The organism is Devosia polycyclovorans, from assembly GCF_042181575.1.
Classification (GTDB): domain Bacteria; phylum Pseudomonadota; class Alphaproteobacteria; order Rhizobiales; family Devosiaceae; genus Devosia; species Devosia polycyclovorans.
In genome coordinates this window covers 1,987,134-2,002,982 of sequence record NZ_CP170082.1, presented here as the reverse complement: position 1 = coordinate 2,002,982, position 15,849 = coordinate 1,987,134, and the positions used below count along the sequence as shown (strand labels likewise).

At 61.8% G+C, this 15,849-nt stretch carries 14 protein-coding genes; 5 read left to right on the top strand and 9 right to left on the bottom strand.

What is annotated here, in order from left to right; all coding sequences use genetic code 11:
* Positions 1 to 67: 67 nt before the first annotated feature.
* The 6 genes from rpsD to ACE4RL_RS09945 all read right to left on the bottom strand — a co-directional run bounded on the left by rpsD (position 68) and on the right by ACE4RL_RS09945 (position 5,250).
* Complete coding sequence (gene rpsD / locus ACE4RL_RS09970; protein ID WP_375597050.1) at positions 68 to 685, bottom strand: 30S ribosomal protein S4; 618 nt, start codon at positions 683 to 685, stop codon at positions 68 to 70.
* Positions 686 to 838: 153 nt separating this feature from the next.
* Entirely contained in the window at positions 839 to 1,756 is a 918-nt protein-coding gene (locus tag ACE4RL_RS09965; RefSeq protein ID WP_375597049.1) for a DMT family transporter, read from the bottom strand.
* A 20-nt stretch (positions 1,757 to 1,776) separates the two neighbouring features.
* A complete protein-coding gene (locus ACE4RL_RS09960; RefSeq protein WP_375597048.1) occupies positions 1,777 to 3,015 on the bottom strand; it encodes an MFS transporter in 1,239 nt (412 codons plus the stop codon).
* 78 nt (positions 3,016 to 3,093) lie between these two features.
* The gene (locus tag ACE4RL_RS09955; RefSeq protein ID WP_375597047.1) at positions 3,094 to 3,900 is read right to left on the bottom strand and encodes an RNA methyltransferase; all 807 of its coding nucleotides are present in this window, start codon (positions 3,898 to 3,900) and stop codon (positions 3,094 to 3,096) included.
* A gap of 60 nt (positions 3,901 to 3,960) precedes the next feature.
* The gene (locus ACE4RL_RS09950; RefSeq protein ID WP_375597046.1) at positions 3,961 to 4,557 is read right to left on the bottom strand and encodes a GNAT family N-acetyltransferase; all 597 of its coding nucleotides are present in this window, start codon (positions 4,555 to 4,557) and stop codon (positions 3,961 to 3,963) included.
* Positions 4,558 to 4,671: 114 nt separating this feature from the next.
* Complete coding sequence (locus ACE4RL_RS09945; protein ID WP_375597045.1) at positions 4,672 to 5,250, bottom strand: GNAT family N-acetyltransferase; 579 nt, start codon at positions 5,248 to 5,250, stop codon at positions 4,672 to 4,674.
* Between the two features lie 90 nt (positions 5,251 to 5,340).
* On the opposite strand from ACE4RL_RS09945, the gene ACE4RL_RS09940 reads away from it, so the two are divergent.
* The 3 genes from ACE4RL_RS09940 (at position 5,341) to ACE4RL_RS09930 (ending at position 7,446) form a co-directional block, all read left to right on the top strand.
* The gene (locus ACE4RL_RS09940; protein WP_375597044.1) at positions 5,341 to 5,778 is read left to right on the top strand and encodes a GFA family protein; all 438 of its coding nucleotides are present in this window, start codon (positions 5,341 to 5,343) and stop codon (positions 5,776 to 5,778) included.
* On the top strand, positions 5,775 to 6,110 hold the full coding sequence (locus ACE4RL_RS09935) for a TfoX/Sxy family protein (RefSeq protein ID WP_375597043.1): 336 nt from the start codon (positions 5,775 to 5,777) through the stop codon (positions 6,108 to 6,110). Before ACE4RL_RS09940 ends, ACE4RL_RS09935 begins: the two co-directional genes overlap by 4 nt.
* A 121-nt stretch (positions 6,111 to 6,231) precedes the next feature.
* Positions 6,232 to 7,446 (top strand): NADP-dependent isocitrate dehydrogenase, encoded by a 1,215-nt coding sequence (locus ACE4RL_RS09930; RefSeq protein ID WP_375597042.1) that lies wholly within the window; start codon positions 6,232 to 6,234, stop codon positions 7,444 to 7,446.
* A 122-nt stretch (positions 7,447 to 7,568) separates the two neighbouring features.
* On the opposite strand, the gene ACE4RL_RS09925 is transcribed toward ACE4RL_RS09930, so the two are convergent.
* Complete coding sequence (locus tag ACE4RL_RS09925) at positions 7,569 to 9,230, bottom strand: VWA domain-containing protein (protein WP_375597041.1); 1,662 nt, start codon at positions 9,228 to 9,230, stop codon at positions 7,569 to 7,571.
* A 269-nt stretch (positions 9,231 to 9,499) separates the two neighbouring features.
* On the opposite strand from ACE4RL_RS09925, the gene ACE4RL_RS09920 reads away from it, so the two are divergent.
* Positions 9,500 to 10,384 (top strand): DMT family transporter, encoded by an 885-nt coding sequence (locus ACE4RL_RS09920; protein ID WP_375597040.1) that lies wholly within the window; start codon positions 9,500 to 9,502, stop codon positions 10,382 to 10,384.
* 245 nt (positions 10,385 to 10,629) lie between these two features.
* Here the strand turns inward: ACE4RL_RS09920 and alaS are convergent, their stop codons facing one another.
* Positions 10,630 to 13,269 (bottom strand): alanine--tRNA ligase, encoded by a 2,640-nt coding sequence (gene alaS / locus ACE4RL_RS09915; RefSeq protein ID WP_375597039.1) that lies wholly within the window; start codon positions 13,267 to 13,269, stop codon positions 10,630 to 10,632.
* Positions 13,270 to 13,445: 176 nt separating this feature from the next.
* The gene (gene recA / locus ACE4RL_RS09910; protein WP_375597038.1) at positions 13,446 to 14,516 is read right to left on the bottom strand and encodes a recombinase RecA; all 1,071 of its coding nucleotides are present in this window, start codon (positions 14,514 to 14,516) and stop codon (positions 13,446 to 13,448) included.
* A 275-nt stretch (positions 14,517 to 14,791) separates the two neighbouring features.
* Here recA and araD1 point away from each other — a divergent pair, with 275 nt between their 5' ends.
* Entirely contained in the window at positions 14,792 to 15,787 is a 996-nt protein-coding gene (gene araD1 / locus ACE4RL_RS09905; protein ID WP_375597037.1) for an AraD1 family protein, read from the top strand.
* Positions 15,788 to 15,849 lie beyond the last annotated feature (62 nt).

The following is a 15,849-nucleotide window of genomic DNA, read 5'->3' as shown; positions in this document are numbered from 1 at the left end:
CCATAAAACAAAGAAAGGGCCGCTCCCGAGGAGCGGCCCTTTCCAATTCGGTGGTCTGTCGTCGCGATTAACGCGAGTAGAATTCGACGACCAGGTTCGGTTCCATCTGGACCGGGTACGGCACATCCGAGAGGGCGGGCACGCGGACATAGGTCGCGACCTGCTTGTTGTGATCGACTTCGATATAGTCGGGCACATCGCGCTCGGCGAGCTGGTTGGCTTCCAGAACCACGGTGAGCTGCTTGGAGCGCTCACGCACTTCGATCTTGTCGCCGACCTTGACCTGGTAGGACGGGATGTTGACGCGCTGGCCGTTGACCATGACGTGGCCGTGGTTGACGAACTGGCGGGCAGCGAACACGGTCGAGACGAACTTGGCGCGGTAGACAATGGCGTCCAGACGGCTCTCAAGCAGGCCGATCAGGTTCTCGCCGGTGTCGCCCTTGCGACGGTTGGCTTCGGCATAAAGACGCAGAAAGGCCTTTTCCGTGATCGAGCCGTAATAGCCCTTGAGCTTCTGCTTGGCGCGCAGCTGCAGACCGAAGTCGCTCAGCTTGCCCTTGCGGCGCTGGCCGTGCTGGCCGGGGCCATAGGCACGAGCGTTGAGCGGGGACTTGGGACGGCCCCAGATGTTTTCGCCAAGACGGCGGTCAATCTTGTACTTTGCTGAATGACGCTTCGACATCGCGTATCCTTCTTCAAACGTTGAATGGATCGCGCCCTCCTCTGCCCTCGCTTTCACAAGGACCGACAGACTCCCAACAGAGAATCCCGGGTGCGCCTATGGGCCGGTTGGCCGGAATAGGTGGGCGCGTCTTAGAGGGGCAGACCGGGCGAGTCAAGCGCTGCGGCCTGATGCCTGCCTTTCGCGGTGAAATACATAGAGCCCGGATCCCAGAATGATCGCGGTGCCCACCCAGGTCCAGAAATCGGGGAAGTCGCCAAAGGCGATATAACCGACAATCGTGGCCCCGACGATCTCGATATACTGGAACGGCGCCAGCGTGGAGGCCGGTGTTCGCCGGAAGGCCTCGGTGAACAAGAAGAAGGTGAAGGCCGAAAGCGCCCCCATCAGCACGAATTGCGCCCAGGGCCCCGACAAATCAATGCCCGAACCGGACACCAGCTCCATCCGGCCAAAGGCGAGAAGCCCTACCCCGAGCAGGATGACCGCAACCAGGGTGAACCAGAACTGGATGGAGAGCGATCCCATGCGCGTAGAGAGCTTGCGCATGGCAATGGCGTTGATGGCAAAGGCCAGGGCGGCCAGAAGCGGCAGGAGCGAGGCCCAGCCAAAAATGTCCCAACTCGGTCGAATGACCACCAGCACGCCGCCGAGGCCCACGGCAACCGCCAGATAGCGCCTCCAGCCGGTCTTTTCCTTGAGGATGAGCGCCGAGAGCACGGTGAGCATCAGCGGCTCAACAAAAAAGATCGCAATGGCCGTGGCGATCGGCATGGTGACAAAGGCACCGATCAGGGCGCTCAGCGTAATCGCCGAAGTGGCGCCGCCCAACAGGATCAAGCCCCATGGCCCGGTCTCCAGCCGGCGTCGCAGCACGACCAGCACCAGCCCGAGTACGATCAGTTGAAAACCAAAGCGCCAGAAGGCGATTTCGAACGGATTGAGCTGGGAAGTGAGTGATTTCGACAGCGCATCACCAATGGGCACGATGGTGACCGCCAAAACCATGATTGCCATGCCGCTGCGCGACACGGCCTGGCTGCTGGCAGATTGTAGAGCAGAATCTGTCATGGCCCCTGTTTAGCGCAAACTCACGCCATGCGCTTGTCGATATGCCGCTGGTTGCGCAATTGGGGGAAGACGCGGCTCCAGATCACGGCCACGGCCATGGCGCCAAAGCCGCCAATGACCACGGCAGGCACCGGCCCGATCAGATGCGCCACGGTGCCGGCGCGGAACTCGCCCAGCTCGTTCGATGCGCCGATGAAGACGGAATTGACTGCGTTGACCCGGCCGCGCACCTCTTCAGGCGTCCAGAGCTGCATGATGGTTTCGCGGATGGTGACGCTGACCATGTCAGCCGCCCCCACCAGCGCCAGCGCGGGAATGGACACCCAAACCGTGGTCGAGAAGCCGAAGATGACGGTGAAGGCGCCGAACAGGCCAACAAACAGGAACAGCACCTTGCCTGCGTGATCGCGCACCGGAAAGCGCGTGAGATAGAGCGCCATCACGATGGCCCCCAGCCCCGGCGCCGCGCGCAGCAGGCCCAGCTCGGTCGGCCCGGCATTAAGAATGTCCTTGGCATAGATCGGCAGCAGCGCCACCGCCCCGCCCATCAAGACGGCGAACATATCGAGCGAAATGGCACCCAGCACCACCTTGTTGGAGAAGATATAGCGAAAGCCGCCAAACATGGTTTCAAGGCTCGTCGCCTGATGCGACTGGCGCTTGGCCGGCTTGGGTATCAACATCACGGTGACGACGGCGCAGACCAGCAGCGTCGCCGCCGTGCCGAATGCGAAGCCGGGAGCAATGCCATAAAGCAGGCCGCCGACAGCCGGCCCGGTGATCGACGCGAACTGCCAGGCGGAGGCATTGACGGTGATGGCGTTGCTGAGCGCTTCGGACGGCACCAGATTGGGCGCCAGTGATTGCGCCGCCGGCCCCCAGAAGGCGCGCGCCGTGCCCAGCACGACCAGAATGACGAAGATCGGCCAGACCTCGTGCGCCTCGACATTGACCAAAGTGAAGAAACCCAGCGCGCAGCCCAGTTCGACGGTGAGGCAAACAGCCATGATGCCGCGCCGATTGAACCGGTCGGCCGTCAACCCGGTCACCAGAATCAGCAGCAGCGCGGGCAGGAACAGGCAGAGGCCCACCAGCCCCAGCAGGAAGGCATTGCCGGTGACGTCATAGATCTGCCAGGCGATGGACACCGACATGATCTGCACCGCAAAGCTGACCAATAGCGTGGTCAGCCAGAAAAAGCGGAAACCGATATAGGTGAAAGCGAGCTTGGACGGCTCGGAGGGGGCGTGTGCGCTCATGATGGCCCGCTCATCGCATTTCGGCGATAAACGGTCAAAGGACTTCTCACCTCCCCTTTCAAGGCGAGAGGCGCATCGCTACTCCTCGGTCTTCTCCGCCTTTTTCATCCGGTTGGGGTTGGGCCGCTCATGGCGGCGGTCGATGGAGGAGATCACACCGCGCAAGGTGCGGATTTCCTGGCTCGTGAACCGCCCCCGGGTCAGCGCGGTCCGCAGATTGTTGACCATGCTGGGCCGCTTGTCGGGGGTAGTGAAAAAGCCGGTCTGGTCCAGCACACCTTCGAGATGCTCGAACAGCCCCACCAATTCGTTGCGCGGTGCGGCTTCGGCCAGGTTGTCGCCAAAGGGCAGCGCCCGGCCCGCTTCACTGGTGCGGCGCCATTCATAGGACATCAACAGCACTGCCTGGGCAATGTTGAGCGAGGCGAAGGCGGCCTCGACCGGTAGCGTGACTATGGCATCGGCCATGGCCACCTCCTCGTTCAGCAGGCCCCAGCGTTCGCGGCCGAACAAAAGACCCGCCTTCTGTCCGCCGGCAATATGACCGGCCATGGCCGACGAGGCTTCCTCGGGGCCATAGACTTCCTTCTGCATGTCGCGTGAGCGGGCGGTGGTGGCGTAGACCAAGGTCAGGTCGCCTATCGCCTCTTCGAGCGTCTCGAAGACACGGACACGCTCCAGCACATGATCGGCGCGCGAGGCGGCAGCCACGGCCTTTTCATTGGGCCAGCCATCGCGCGGGCGCACCAGCCGCATGTCCCACAGCCCGAAATTGGCCATGGCCCGCGCGGCCGCGCCGATATTTTCGCCCAGTTGCGGCTCACACAGGATGATCGCGGGACAAGGTGCCAGGTTGAGAGGTTGGGAGCTGTCTGTGCCGGCCATATGCTATTCGATCCGCTGGAAAGTTGCGGCGACATAGCCTAATTGGTCGTTTTCAGCAAATCAGGCGACGCGGGCCCGCATCGGCAGCTCTTGCACCTTGGCCGTCGGCCGCCACTCGCGGTCGAGAATGGCAAAATGCAGCTCTTCGTCCCACTCGCCCTGGAACAAAGCATGCTCGCGATAATGGGCCTCAAGCCGCATGCCCAGCTTCTGCATCAGCTTGACCGAATGGTGGCTGCGCCCGTCACAACGCACCATGAGACGGTGGATGCGGAAATGGTCGAAGGCCAGGTCGATCAAGGCCGTCAGCGCCTGGGTCAGATAGCCCTTGCCACTCTCCGCCGGATTTATGGCGAAGCGCAACTCACCTTGTCCCGCCGTCGCGTCAGACCACTTCAGGCTCACATGCCCCACAAGTTGCTGATCGCCCTTGCACACCATGGCCAGGGTCAGCGTGTCGCCGGGCCGGTGAAGCTGCACCTGAGAACGCATAATGGCAATGGCTGCCGCCACGTCTTCATCATAGCGTGTAGGGCGTTCGACATAGCGCTGAACCGATGGGAGGGTGTGATATCGCGCAACGGCATCCAGGTCACTGCGTTTGAAGGGTCGCAAAATCAGATGATCGGTCTCGATCGGCAGGCGCAATGACGACATGACCCAGTACCCTCCGCAACGTCAAACTGGTGCTGACAAGGAACGCCGGGCACGCTCCGTGGTTCCTCGCAGAAGGGATAATATCGCATCGCTTTGACGGACGTTTGACGCAGCTCAAACTTCTCCCGCATGTCGGAGCGCCAGCCATTCGTCGCGCAGAATGGCGTAGTAAAATTCCTCGTCCCAAGCGCCCTTGAACAGGGCGTGTTCCCGGAAATGGGCCTCGCGCCGCATGCCGAGCCGCTCCATCAGGCGCCAGGAAGACTGGTTCCGCGCGTCGCAGCGGGCGAAGATGCGGTGCAAGTCTGCCGACCCGAATCCGAGATCGAGCAGGGCATTGCTCGCCTCGGTAGCAAAACCCTGGCCGTGGTGGTCGGGATGAAAGATCCAGCCCAGTTCCCCCTGCCGGGCCTCGACCGACCGCCAGATGAGGGACACCTCGCCGACCAGCTTACCCCCTTCTGCCGTTTCTACCGCAAGCACGATCCGGTCGCCTTCTTCGAGCAGCCCGGTCTGGGTGGCCCGTTGCTGGATGGCCATGGCGCATTCATCGCGGCTAAGCGGCGGATCGAACAGGTAGCGCGCCACATCCTCCCTGCCGCGATAGGCTAGGACCGCATCGACGTCACCCCGCGTGAACGGCCGCAGGCGCAGTCGTTCGGTCACAAGCGGAAATTCGGGATGCAGCGCCATTGTCTCTCCTGCGGCGCGGCACCATTGCGCCTGCCGCCCGCCTTGGCAAGATCACTTGCCGCCACCACCAGCCCATGCCAGCTTGCATCCATGAGCAGGATTGAGCAGATCGACCAGAAAGCCAATTGCGATTGCGGCGCGGTGAACCTGCACGCCAATGGCCGCGTGGTGTCCATGTTCCAATGCGGTTGCCGCAATTGCCAGAAAGTGTCGGGCGGTGGCCATTCCTGCGTCGTCCTGGTGCCTGCCAACGCTGTTCAGATCACCGGCGAAACAAAAAGCTTCGCGCGGCCAGCCGATTCCGGGGCGACCTTCACACGGCACTTCTGCCCGGAATGCGGCACCACACTCTATGCCGAATCGTCGCGCGCACCGGCTTTCCGAATCCTCCTGGCCGGGCTGTTTGCCGGAGAGAATGACTGGTACGCGCCCAACCAGCTGATCTTCTCCCGCCATCACCCCGAATGGGACCTGGTGGACAGCGCCTTCCCCCATTACGACACCTACCGCCCGGAGAAGCCGGTATGAGCATGGCAGCCGAAGAACTCGCCGACCGCATCAGGGACCTGCTGTCCGCCAGCGACAATATCCGCGAACAGAAGATGTTCGGCGCCAATGCCTTCATGTCCAATGGCAATATGCTGGTGGCGCCCATGAAGGATGGGTCCCTGCTCGTCCGCGTCGGCAAGGACGGCATGGAGGACGCCCTTGTCCAGGAGGGCGCCAGCATCATGGACATGGGCGGCCGCACCATGGGCGGTTTCGTTGTCGTCAGCGGCGATGCGCTGGAAGAAGACTTCGCCCTGGGCGAGTGGCTCGACCGGGCCCGCGCCTTTGTGAGGACGCTGCCGCCAAAATAGCTCTCCCCCATCCGGCAAGCCCCCTTGCCGAGCCTGTCTTTGCGCTTTGCTCTGGCGGTGCTATACGGACCGCCGAGCAAGGCCAAGGGCCACAATCAGCATTTCTCAAGGGAGTTATTCGATGAGCAAGATCAAAGTCGCCAACCCGGTCGTGGACCTCGACGGCGATGAGATGACCCGGATCATCTGGCAGGCGATCAAGGACAAGCTCATCCATCCCTATCTCGACCTGCCGATCGAATATTACGATCTGTCGGTGGAAAACCGCGACGCAACCGATGACCAGGTGACCGTGGACGCGGCCAATGCCATCAAGAAGCATGGCGTGGGTATCAAATGCGCCACCATCACCCCCGACGAGGCCCGCGTTGAGGAATTCGGCCTCAAAAAGATGTGGCGTTCGCCCAACGGCACGATCCGCAACATTCTGGGCGGCGTGATCTTCCGCGAGCCCATTATCTGCCAGAACGTGCCGCGCCTGGTGCCGGGCTGGACCCAGCCGATCATCGTCGGCCGTCACGCCTTTGGCGACCAGTACCGCGCCACCGACTTCAAGTTCCCCGGCAAGGGCAAGCTGACCATGAAGTTCGTCGGCGAAGACGGCACCGAGATCGAGCATGAAGTGTTCGACGCTCCGGGCGCCGGCATTGCCATGGGCATGTATAACCTCGATGCCTCGATCACCGATTTCGCCCGCGCTTCGATGAACTACGCGCTCAACCGTGGCGTGCCCTGCTATCTCTCGACCAAGAACACCATTCTCAAGGTCTATGACGGTCGCTTCAAGGACATCTTCCAGGAGATCTACGAGGCCGAGTTCAAGGAGAAGTTCGAAGCCAAGAAGATTTGGTACGAGCACCGCCTGATCGACGACATGGTGGCCGCCGCTCTCAAGTGGTCCGGCGGCTATGTCTGGGCCTGTAAGAACTATGATGGCGACGTGCAGTCCGACACAGTTGCCCAGGGCTTCGGTTCGCTGGGCCTGATGACCTCGGTGCTGATGACCCCCGATGGCTCGGTCGTCGAGGCCGAAGCTGCCCACGGCACGGTGACCCGTCACTATCGCCAGCATCAGCAGGGCAAGGAAACCTCGACCAACTCCACCGCCTCGATCTTCGCCTGGACGCGTGGCCTGGCGCACCGCGCCAAGCTCGACAACAATGCCGAACTGGCCAAGTTTGTCGACACGCTGGAAAAGGTCACCGTGGATACCATCCAGGAAGGCAAGATGACCAAGGACCTGGCGCTGCTGGTCGGCCCGGATCAGCCCTGGCTGACCACCATGGGCTTCCTCGACGCGATCGACGCAAACCTGCAAAAGGCCATGGCCGCCTGAGCCTGACACCAGACACAAATTCGAAAAGCCGGGGTCCCGCCCCGGCTTTTTTGTGTGCCGCCAGCCCGGACGCAAAAAAGGGACGCTGACAAGCGCCCCTTTATGCTTCCGGCAATCACAGCCTATTTCGTCTTGCTCTTGCTGACGCCCTTTTCGACTGTGAGCTCGGTCCGCTCACCCGGCGTAACCGAGAAGCCGGCCTCCGTCTCGCTATCATCGTCATAGGTGACGACCACCACATAGTCGCCGCCCGGCAGAGTCGTCTGATGTTCGGCGTCATAGCCGAACCCGACCCTCTGCCGATTGCCCTGCAGATCGGTCTTGGCGGAGAACATCTCGAACGAATAGGCACCCGGCATGGTGATTGCGGCGACTCCGGCATCGAGCACCACGTTCACCTCGGTTCGCTCTCCGCTCTGGATCACGAAGGGCGCTTCGGCGATTGCCTCGCCCATTTTGACCATGGCCACATAGTTCCCGGGCACCAGTTGGTATTCATCGCCCGGGCCATAACCATAGCCAACCCTCTCTCTCGAGCCGTCGATTGCCTTGGCTGCCTTGAACAGGCTAACGGCCATGCCGCTGTCCTGAACCGGCATGCCCTCGACATAGCTGGCATTGATGACGGCGAGCCCGACCCCGGCGACCAGTTCCTTTTCCACCGTCTCCCCCGCGGCCAGCGTGAAGCTTTCCGATACCTCGCCCTGCCCGACCTTGGCGGTCACTGTGATCTCGCCGGCCGGAACAATGAATTCTGCTTCCGTATAGGCCCGATCGTCCCCGCCCGCATAGACGACGTCGATCGACGCCCCCTTGGCGACCGGTTCACCTTCGGCCGCATAGGCTCGCACGATCACCTTGCCTGCGTTCAGTACAAAATAGGGAGCGGCAAGCGTGTCGGCGGTGATTGTGACCGGCTGGCTCTGCTCAATGGGCCCATAGCGGACGAAAAGCTCATAATCGCCGGGCGCGATCTGCTTGGCTGGTACGCCATAGCCAAATTCGACCCGCTCCCCGGCCTGCCGCAGCTCCCAGGCAAGACCCTTGCCCGTTTCACGGTTGAGCAATTCACCGCCCTCAGCCAGCGCAGCCTCAATGGTGAAGTTCTCTTCCGGAATGACCGGCTCCGGTTCAGGCACTGGCGCCGGCGCTGCCTGGGCAACTTCTGCGACCGTGGCTGTCAGGGCATCCACCAGATCATCGCCATCCTGCGCCGAGAGATACTGTCCGCCTGTATTTTCTGCCAGGCACGCCACCGCACGCCCCTCTTCGTCCGAAAGACCGAAGCCAAGCACATGGGCGGTGAAATCAATTCCCTGGTTCTCAAGCTCGCTGCCCAGGGCGCATGGATCGACCTCGCAGGTTTCCAGCCCGTCAGTGATCAGGATCACCGTCGCCTTCTGCTCAGTGAAACGCAGATCCTCCGCCGCCAGCCGCACCGCGTCGCTCAACGGCGTCATGCCCTTGGGATTGATCTTGTTGGCCGCTGCGGCAATCGCCGCTCCAGTCCCTGCAGCCGGCTCCACCAGCATCTCGATATCACCGCAGTTTCCCTTCTCGCGATGACCATAACTCATCAACCCCAGTTCAAGGTCGCCGGGCAGGTCTGCCAACACTGACGACAGCGTCTCGCGCGCAATCGAAATGCGCGCCTCGCCATCGATCTGCGCCCACATCGACCCCGAACCGTCCAGAACGATGATTGCCCGCTCGGCGGCCAGCGCCGGCGCTGCCAGACCAAGCGCAGCCACTGCGCCGATCATGATCTTCTTCAATAGTCTCATGGCTATCGCCCTCCGATCAGAAGTATTGCCGCCTCGACCCGGCGGCCCCTCCCTGAAAAAGCCACGCGGTGGATGACGCTGGGATGAACAGGCAATTCAGATTTTTCGCTATTCCCAAGCTAGGCGCGCTCGTCCCCCGAGGCAACGCAGGCCATCCAGCGCCCCAGTCTGCGACAACAAATGTGCTGTTGTATTCCAGATGACCGCTCAAGATCGGGGGCGTATGGTGGGTAGTCTTTGTCGATTCCCTCCATTCCGGACCCTTTCAAATGCCCGTCGGCGTCCTGCTGGCCTTTCTGGCCTATGCCAGCTTTTCCATGGCCGATGCCTTGATCAAGGCGACGGGCCCCGCCCTTTCGGTCTTCGAGATCGCCTTTTTCACCACCAGCTTTTCCATCATTCCGGCCATCTTGACCAAGCGCGGCGAACGCTGGCGCGACATGTACAAGCTTGAGCATCCCTGGCTGGTGCATCTGCGCTGCCTGACCGCCATCTCCGGCACCGCCTGCGTGATGTATGCATTCACCCATATTTTGTTTGCCGAGGTCTATGCCATCGGCTTCACCACCCCCTTGTTTGTGACACTGCTGTCCGTGTTGCTGCTGCGCGAACACGTCGCGCTGCACCGCTGGGTGTTGCTCTTCATCAGCTTCTTGGGGGTGGTGCTGGTGATCCGGCCCGGCTTGCGGGCTTTGGAAACCGGACACTTTGTGATGATGGCCGGGGCCGTGCTGGGCGCGCTCACCACCACCATCCTTCGGCACGTCGCCCCCAAGGAGCGCCGCGTAAGCCTGGTCGGCCTGCAGGTGCTCTATTCGGCCATTGTCAACGGCGTGCTGATGTTGCCTGAATTCGTCATGCCATCGGTTGAACAGCTTGCTGTCCTTCTGGGCATTGGCCTGCTCGGTGGCATGGGCGGGTTGCTGATCATTCAGGCCAGCAAGCAAACCCCCGCCAATCTCATCGCGCCGGTGCAATACAGCCAGTTGATCTGGGCCATCCTGTTCGGCGCCCTGTTTTTTGGTGAGTATCCCGACTGGATCGCCATAGTGGGCATGGTCATCGTGGTCAGTGCCGGCCTAATCAACGTGCTCAGCGAACAGCCGCGCATCCGCTGGAAGCCACGCATTTTCTTCTTTCGTATCGGGCAGTAACGGCCGCTCAATGCACGAGTTTGTCCTAGAAGTCCTGTCGTTCGAGGAGGACAGGGCCATCGTCCAGCCTCCGGTGAATGGTCAGGCGCGTGTGCATCTGCGCCGTCCACTGCCGTCCCTCGTGCTCTCACCTATGGTCAGATACTAGCGCTGTCCGGGCCGATCGCCCATGAAAAAACCGTTCAGCGTGGTGGCACGCTGAACGGTTTTGCTAGAATTGTTGGGGTCGCAATCGCCCGAAGAGGTCAGATCAGCGCCCGGATGGCGGCGATGGCCTCATCGGCCTTCGAGCCGTCCGGCCCGCCGCCCTGCGCCATATCGGGCCGGCCACCGCCGCCCTGTCCGCCCAGAGCTGCCGTGGCCGACTTGATCAGCGTACCGGCGGCATAGCGATCGGTAAGGTCCTCGGTGACGCCAATGGCCACCGTGCCTTTGCCGTCTTCGCCCTTGAGCACCATGACGACGACGCCCGAGCCAACGCGCTTCTTTTCAGCGTCAACCACAGACTTGATGTCCTTGGCCGCGACCCCCTCGACCACACGGCCCACAAAGGTCACCCCGTTGACGGTTTCGCTTGCAGTGCCACCGGCGCCGCCGCCCCCCAGAGCCAACTTCTGGCGGGCATCGGCCAGCGCCTTCTCCGCGCTTTTGAGCTGGTTCTGCAGCGCCTCGATGCGATCAAGCACCTCATGCGCACCAGAGCGGAGCAGACCGGCCGCGGAGGCCACGATATTGGTATTGGCATTGCCGCGATGACGCGCGGCATGGCCCGTCAGAGCCTCGATGCGGCGCACGCCGGCGGCCACGGCTCCTTCGGAAACGACGGAAACCAGGCCGATATCGCCGGTGCGGCGCACATGGGTGCCGCCGCACAGCTCCACCGACCAGCCAAGCCCGTTGCCGGTCGGCTCGCCCATGGAAACCACGCGTACCTCATCACCGTATTTTTCGCCGAACAAGGCGCGCGCGCCCGATTCCTTGGCTTCCTCAACACCCATCAGCCGGGTTTCGACCGGGGTGTTCTGCAAGATGATGGTGTTGGCGATGTCTTCGACCTCGGCCATTTCCTGCGGCGTCATCGGCTTGGTGTGCACGAAGTCAAAGCGCAGGCGATCGGCCGAGACCAGCGACCCCTTCTGGGCGACATGATCGCCGAGCACCAGGCGCAGGGCCTCATGCAGCAAGTGTGTGGCCGAGTGGTTGGCGCGGATCGACGCGCGGCGATCGTGATCGACCAGCAGTTCTACCGCCTGGCCCCGCTTGAGCGTCCCTTCAGTGACCTTGACCTTGTGCGCGAAAACGCCGTGATGCTTGCCGGTGTCCAGCACGTCGGCGGCAATGCCATCACCCTTGATGACGCCGCTATCGCCGACCTGGCCGCCGCTCTCGCCATAGAAGGGCGTCTGGTTGACGACGACAAAACCCTCCTGCCCCGCAGCAATGGCGTCGACTTCGGCGCCATCGACAAGCAGTGCCTTGATCTCGCCTTCGGCAGTCTCGGTTTCATAGCCAAGGAATTCGGTCGGGCCGAGCTTGTCGGCCAGCCCGAACCAGACCGTGTCGGTGGCTGCTTCGCCCGAGCCGGCCCAGTTCTTGCGGGCCTCGGCCTTCTGTTGGGCCATGGCGGCATCGAACCCAGCCTGGTCGACGCTGATATTGCGCGAACGCAATGCGTCCTGGGTGAGGTCGAGCGGGAAGCCATAGGTGTCGTAAAGCTTGAACGCCGTGGCGCCGTCGAGCACCGCGCCCTCGCCCAGACCAGCCGTCTCGGTCTCGAGAATCTGCAGGCCCCGGCCAAGCGTCTTGAGGAAACGGCCCTCTTCCAGGCGGACCGTTTCGGCGATCATGGCTTCGCCCCGGCTGAGCTCGGGATAGGCCTGGCCCATCTCGCGCACCAGGGTCGGCACCAGCTTGTGAATCGCCGGCTCATTGGCACCAAGCAAGGTAGCGTGGCGCATGGCCCGGCGCATGATGCGGCGCAGCACGTAGCCGCGGCCTTCATTGGAGGGCAGCACGCCCTCAGCAATGAGGAAGCTCATGGATCGCAGATGGTCGGCAATGACGCGCAGACTGCGATTGCCCGGACCGTTCACATCGGCATGGGTCGCATTGGCAGCCGCACCGATCAGCGCCTTGAACAGGTCGATATCGTAATTGTCGTGCACGCCCTGCATGACGGCCGCGATACGTTCAAGGCCCATGCCGGTGTCGATGGACGGACGCGGCAGGCCGGTGCGCGAACCATCGCCATGCTGCTCATACTGCATGAACACCAGGTTCCAGATCTCGATCCAGCGATCACCATCCTCATCCGGAGACCCCGGAGGGCCGCCCCAGACCTTGTCGCCGTGATCATAGAAGATTTCCGAGCATGGACCGCAGGGACCGGTATCACCCATCTGCCAGAAATTGGACTTGGCGCCGAGCCGCACGATGCGGTCCTCGGACAGGCCGGCAATCTTCTTCCAGAGCTCCATGGCCTCGTCATCGTCTTCATAGACGGTGACCATGAGTCTATCCTTGGGAAGCGCCCAATCCTTGGTGAGCAGGTTCCAGGCCAGCTCGATGGCCTGATCCTTGAAATAGTCGCCAAAGGAGAAGTTCCCCAGCATTTCAAAGAAGGTGTGGTGGCGCGCGGTGAACCCGACATTGTCCAGGTCATTATGCTTGCCGCCGGCACGGACACATTTCTGAGCTGTCGCTGCAGTGGAATAGGGGCGCTTCTCAACACCGGTGAAAACGTTCTTGAACTGCACCATGCCCGCATTGGTGAACATCAGCGTCGGGTCGTTGCGCGGCACCAGGGGGCTGGAAGCGACGGGCTCGTGTCCGTTCCGGGCAAAGTAACTGACAAAGCTGGAACGAAGGTCGTTTACGCTGGTCATGCAGAGACTTTCTTGGGCGAGGACGCGGACGCGCCCTGATAGGAATTTCCGGCTTTCTAGCCCGCAGAACCGAGGCCTGTCCAGCATTGCAACGGGTCCGCCACCAGAGGGCAGACAAGAAAAAAGGCACCGGATAACCGGTGCCTCAACTCTCTGCATGGGATGAGAGCGACCGACTACTCGTCGCTGCTGTCTTCGTCACCGCCGGCGACAAGCAGAACTTCCCCCAAAAGACCGGAGCTCTCGCGTACGCCTTGCTCGATAGTGGCGGCAATCTCGGGATTGTCCTTGAGGAACTGGCGGGAGTTCTCACGCCCTTGCCCCAGCCGCTGGCTGTCCCAGGAGAACCAGGCGCCAGCCTTTTCCACGATACCGGACTTCACACCCAAATCGAGCAACTCCCCGGTCTTGGAAATGCCTTCGCCATACATGATGTCGAACTCGACCTGACGGAACGGCGGGGCCAGCTTGTTCTTGACCACCTTGACCCGCGTCTGGTTGCCTACGACCTCTTCGCGATCCTTGATCGCGCCAATGCGGCGGATGTCCAGGCGCACCGAAGCGTAGAACTTGAGCGCATTGCCGCCCGTGGTGGTTTCGGGTGAGCCATACATCACCCCGATCTTCATGCGGATCTGGTTGATGAAGATGACCAGACATTTGGACTTGGAGATCGAGCCGGTCAGCTTGCGCATGGCCTGGCTCATCAGGCGCGCCTGCTGGCCGGGCAGGCTGTCGCCCATTTCCCCTTCCAGTTCAGCGCGCGGCGTGAGCGCGGCAACCGAGTCAACCACCAGCACATCGATAGCGCCGGAGCGCACCAGCGTATCGGTGATCTCCAGCGCCTGCTCGCCCGCATCGGGCTGAGAGATCAGCAGATCATCGACATTGACGCCCAGCTTGCGGGCATAGACCGGGTCCAGAGCATGTTCGGCATCGACAAAGGCACAAATGCCGCCCTTGCGCTGCGCCTCGGCAATCACATGCAGTGCCAGAGTGGTCTTGCCCGAGCTTTCCGGCCCGAAAATCTCGACGATACGGCCTTTAGGCAGCCCGCCAATCCCCAACGCGATGTCGAGACCGAGCGAACCGGTGGAGATCGACTCGACCTCGATGGCCGAGTTCTCGCCAAGGCGCATGATCGAGCCTTTGCCGAAATTGCGCTCAATCTGGCTCAGCGCGGCCGAGAGAGCCTTGTCCTTATCCATCGATCCACCTTCAACGACGCGAAGCGGCGAAGCTGCCATAATGCTGTCTCCTTATTTCACGCTCCCGGAGCCCGTGCAACGAGAGGTGGTTGATGTCAGATGTGTTCTATCCGTGCATTATTTGTTCTCATTTTGTTTCAGTTGCGTCAAGAGACAAAATAAGAACATCGCATCGGCGCGCAGGAGACGCTTCACCCATTCTGGTAGGCCGATTCTATGCCACCGTCAGCCGTTTCAAAAAAGTATGATTTTTGACTGGACAGTTCGGGCACGGCCACGTTTTATGCCGGCAATTGCACAACCGGGGACCACTCATGCACCTGATCCAGTATATCGATGACAAGGGCAACCGCGCCGTGGGCGTCACGCGCGACGGCCAGACCCGTCAGCTCAAGGGTGTCAGCAGCGTCTATGCACTCGTGCAGGAAGCCCTGGCCGGCGTTGGCGGACTGCCCGGCGCCGTCGAGGCCCACGGGCTTGGCGACCCCATCGACAAGGCCGTGCTGGCGCGCGAAGGCCGTCTGCTGGCGCCGATCGATCATCCCGATCCGGCCCATCTGCACGTCACCGGCACGGGCCTGACCCATCTCGGCTCCGCCGCAACGCGCGACGCCATGCACAAGGCCAATGGCGAAAAGCCGGCCGGTGAATTGACCGACAGCATGAAGATGTTCCGCATGGGGCTCGAGAACGGCAAGCCGGCAGAGGGCGAAAAGGGCGTGCAGCCCGAGTGGTTCTACAAGGGCAATGGCCATATCGTGGTCAATCCGGGCCAGCCCATCCCCTCCCCGTCCTTTGCACTGGACGCTGGCGAAGAGCCCGAAATCGCCGGCATTTATGTCATCGACGCAGAAGGCCAGCCACGCCGGCTCGGCTTCGCTCTGGGCAATGAATTCTCCGACCATGTGACCGAGCGGATCAACTATCTCTATTTGGCCCACTCAAAGCTGCGGGCCTGTTCCTTTGGGCCTGAATTGCGCGTGGGCGACCTGCCGCGCCATATCGAGGGCATGTCCCGCATTCTGCGAGATGGCGAAGTGCTGTGGGAAAAGCCGTTCCTGAGCGGCGAAGACAATATGAGCCACACCATCGCCAACCTGGAATATCACCACTTCAAATACGATCTGTTCTGCCAGCCGGGCGACGTGCATGTGCATATGTTCGGCACGGCGACGCTGAGCTTTGCCGATGGCATTTCCACCAAGCCCGACGATGTGTTTGAAATCGAGGAAGACCAGTTTGGTCTGGCCCTGCGCAATCCTGTGCAGGTGGACGAGGAAAAGCCGGTGGTGATCGGCGGGCTCTACTAAGTTCGGCATTCATCCTGCCGATGCCATTGTCGCCGGGCTCGTCCCGGCGGCTGGTGCCCGAT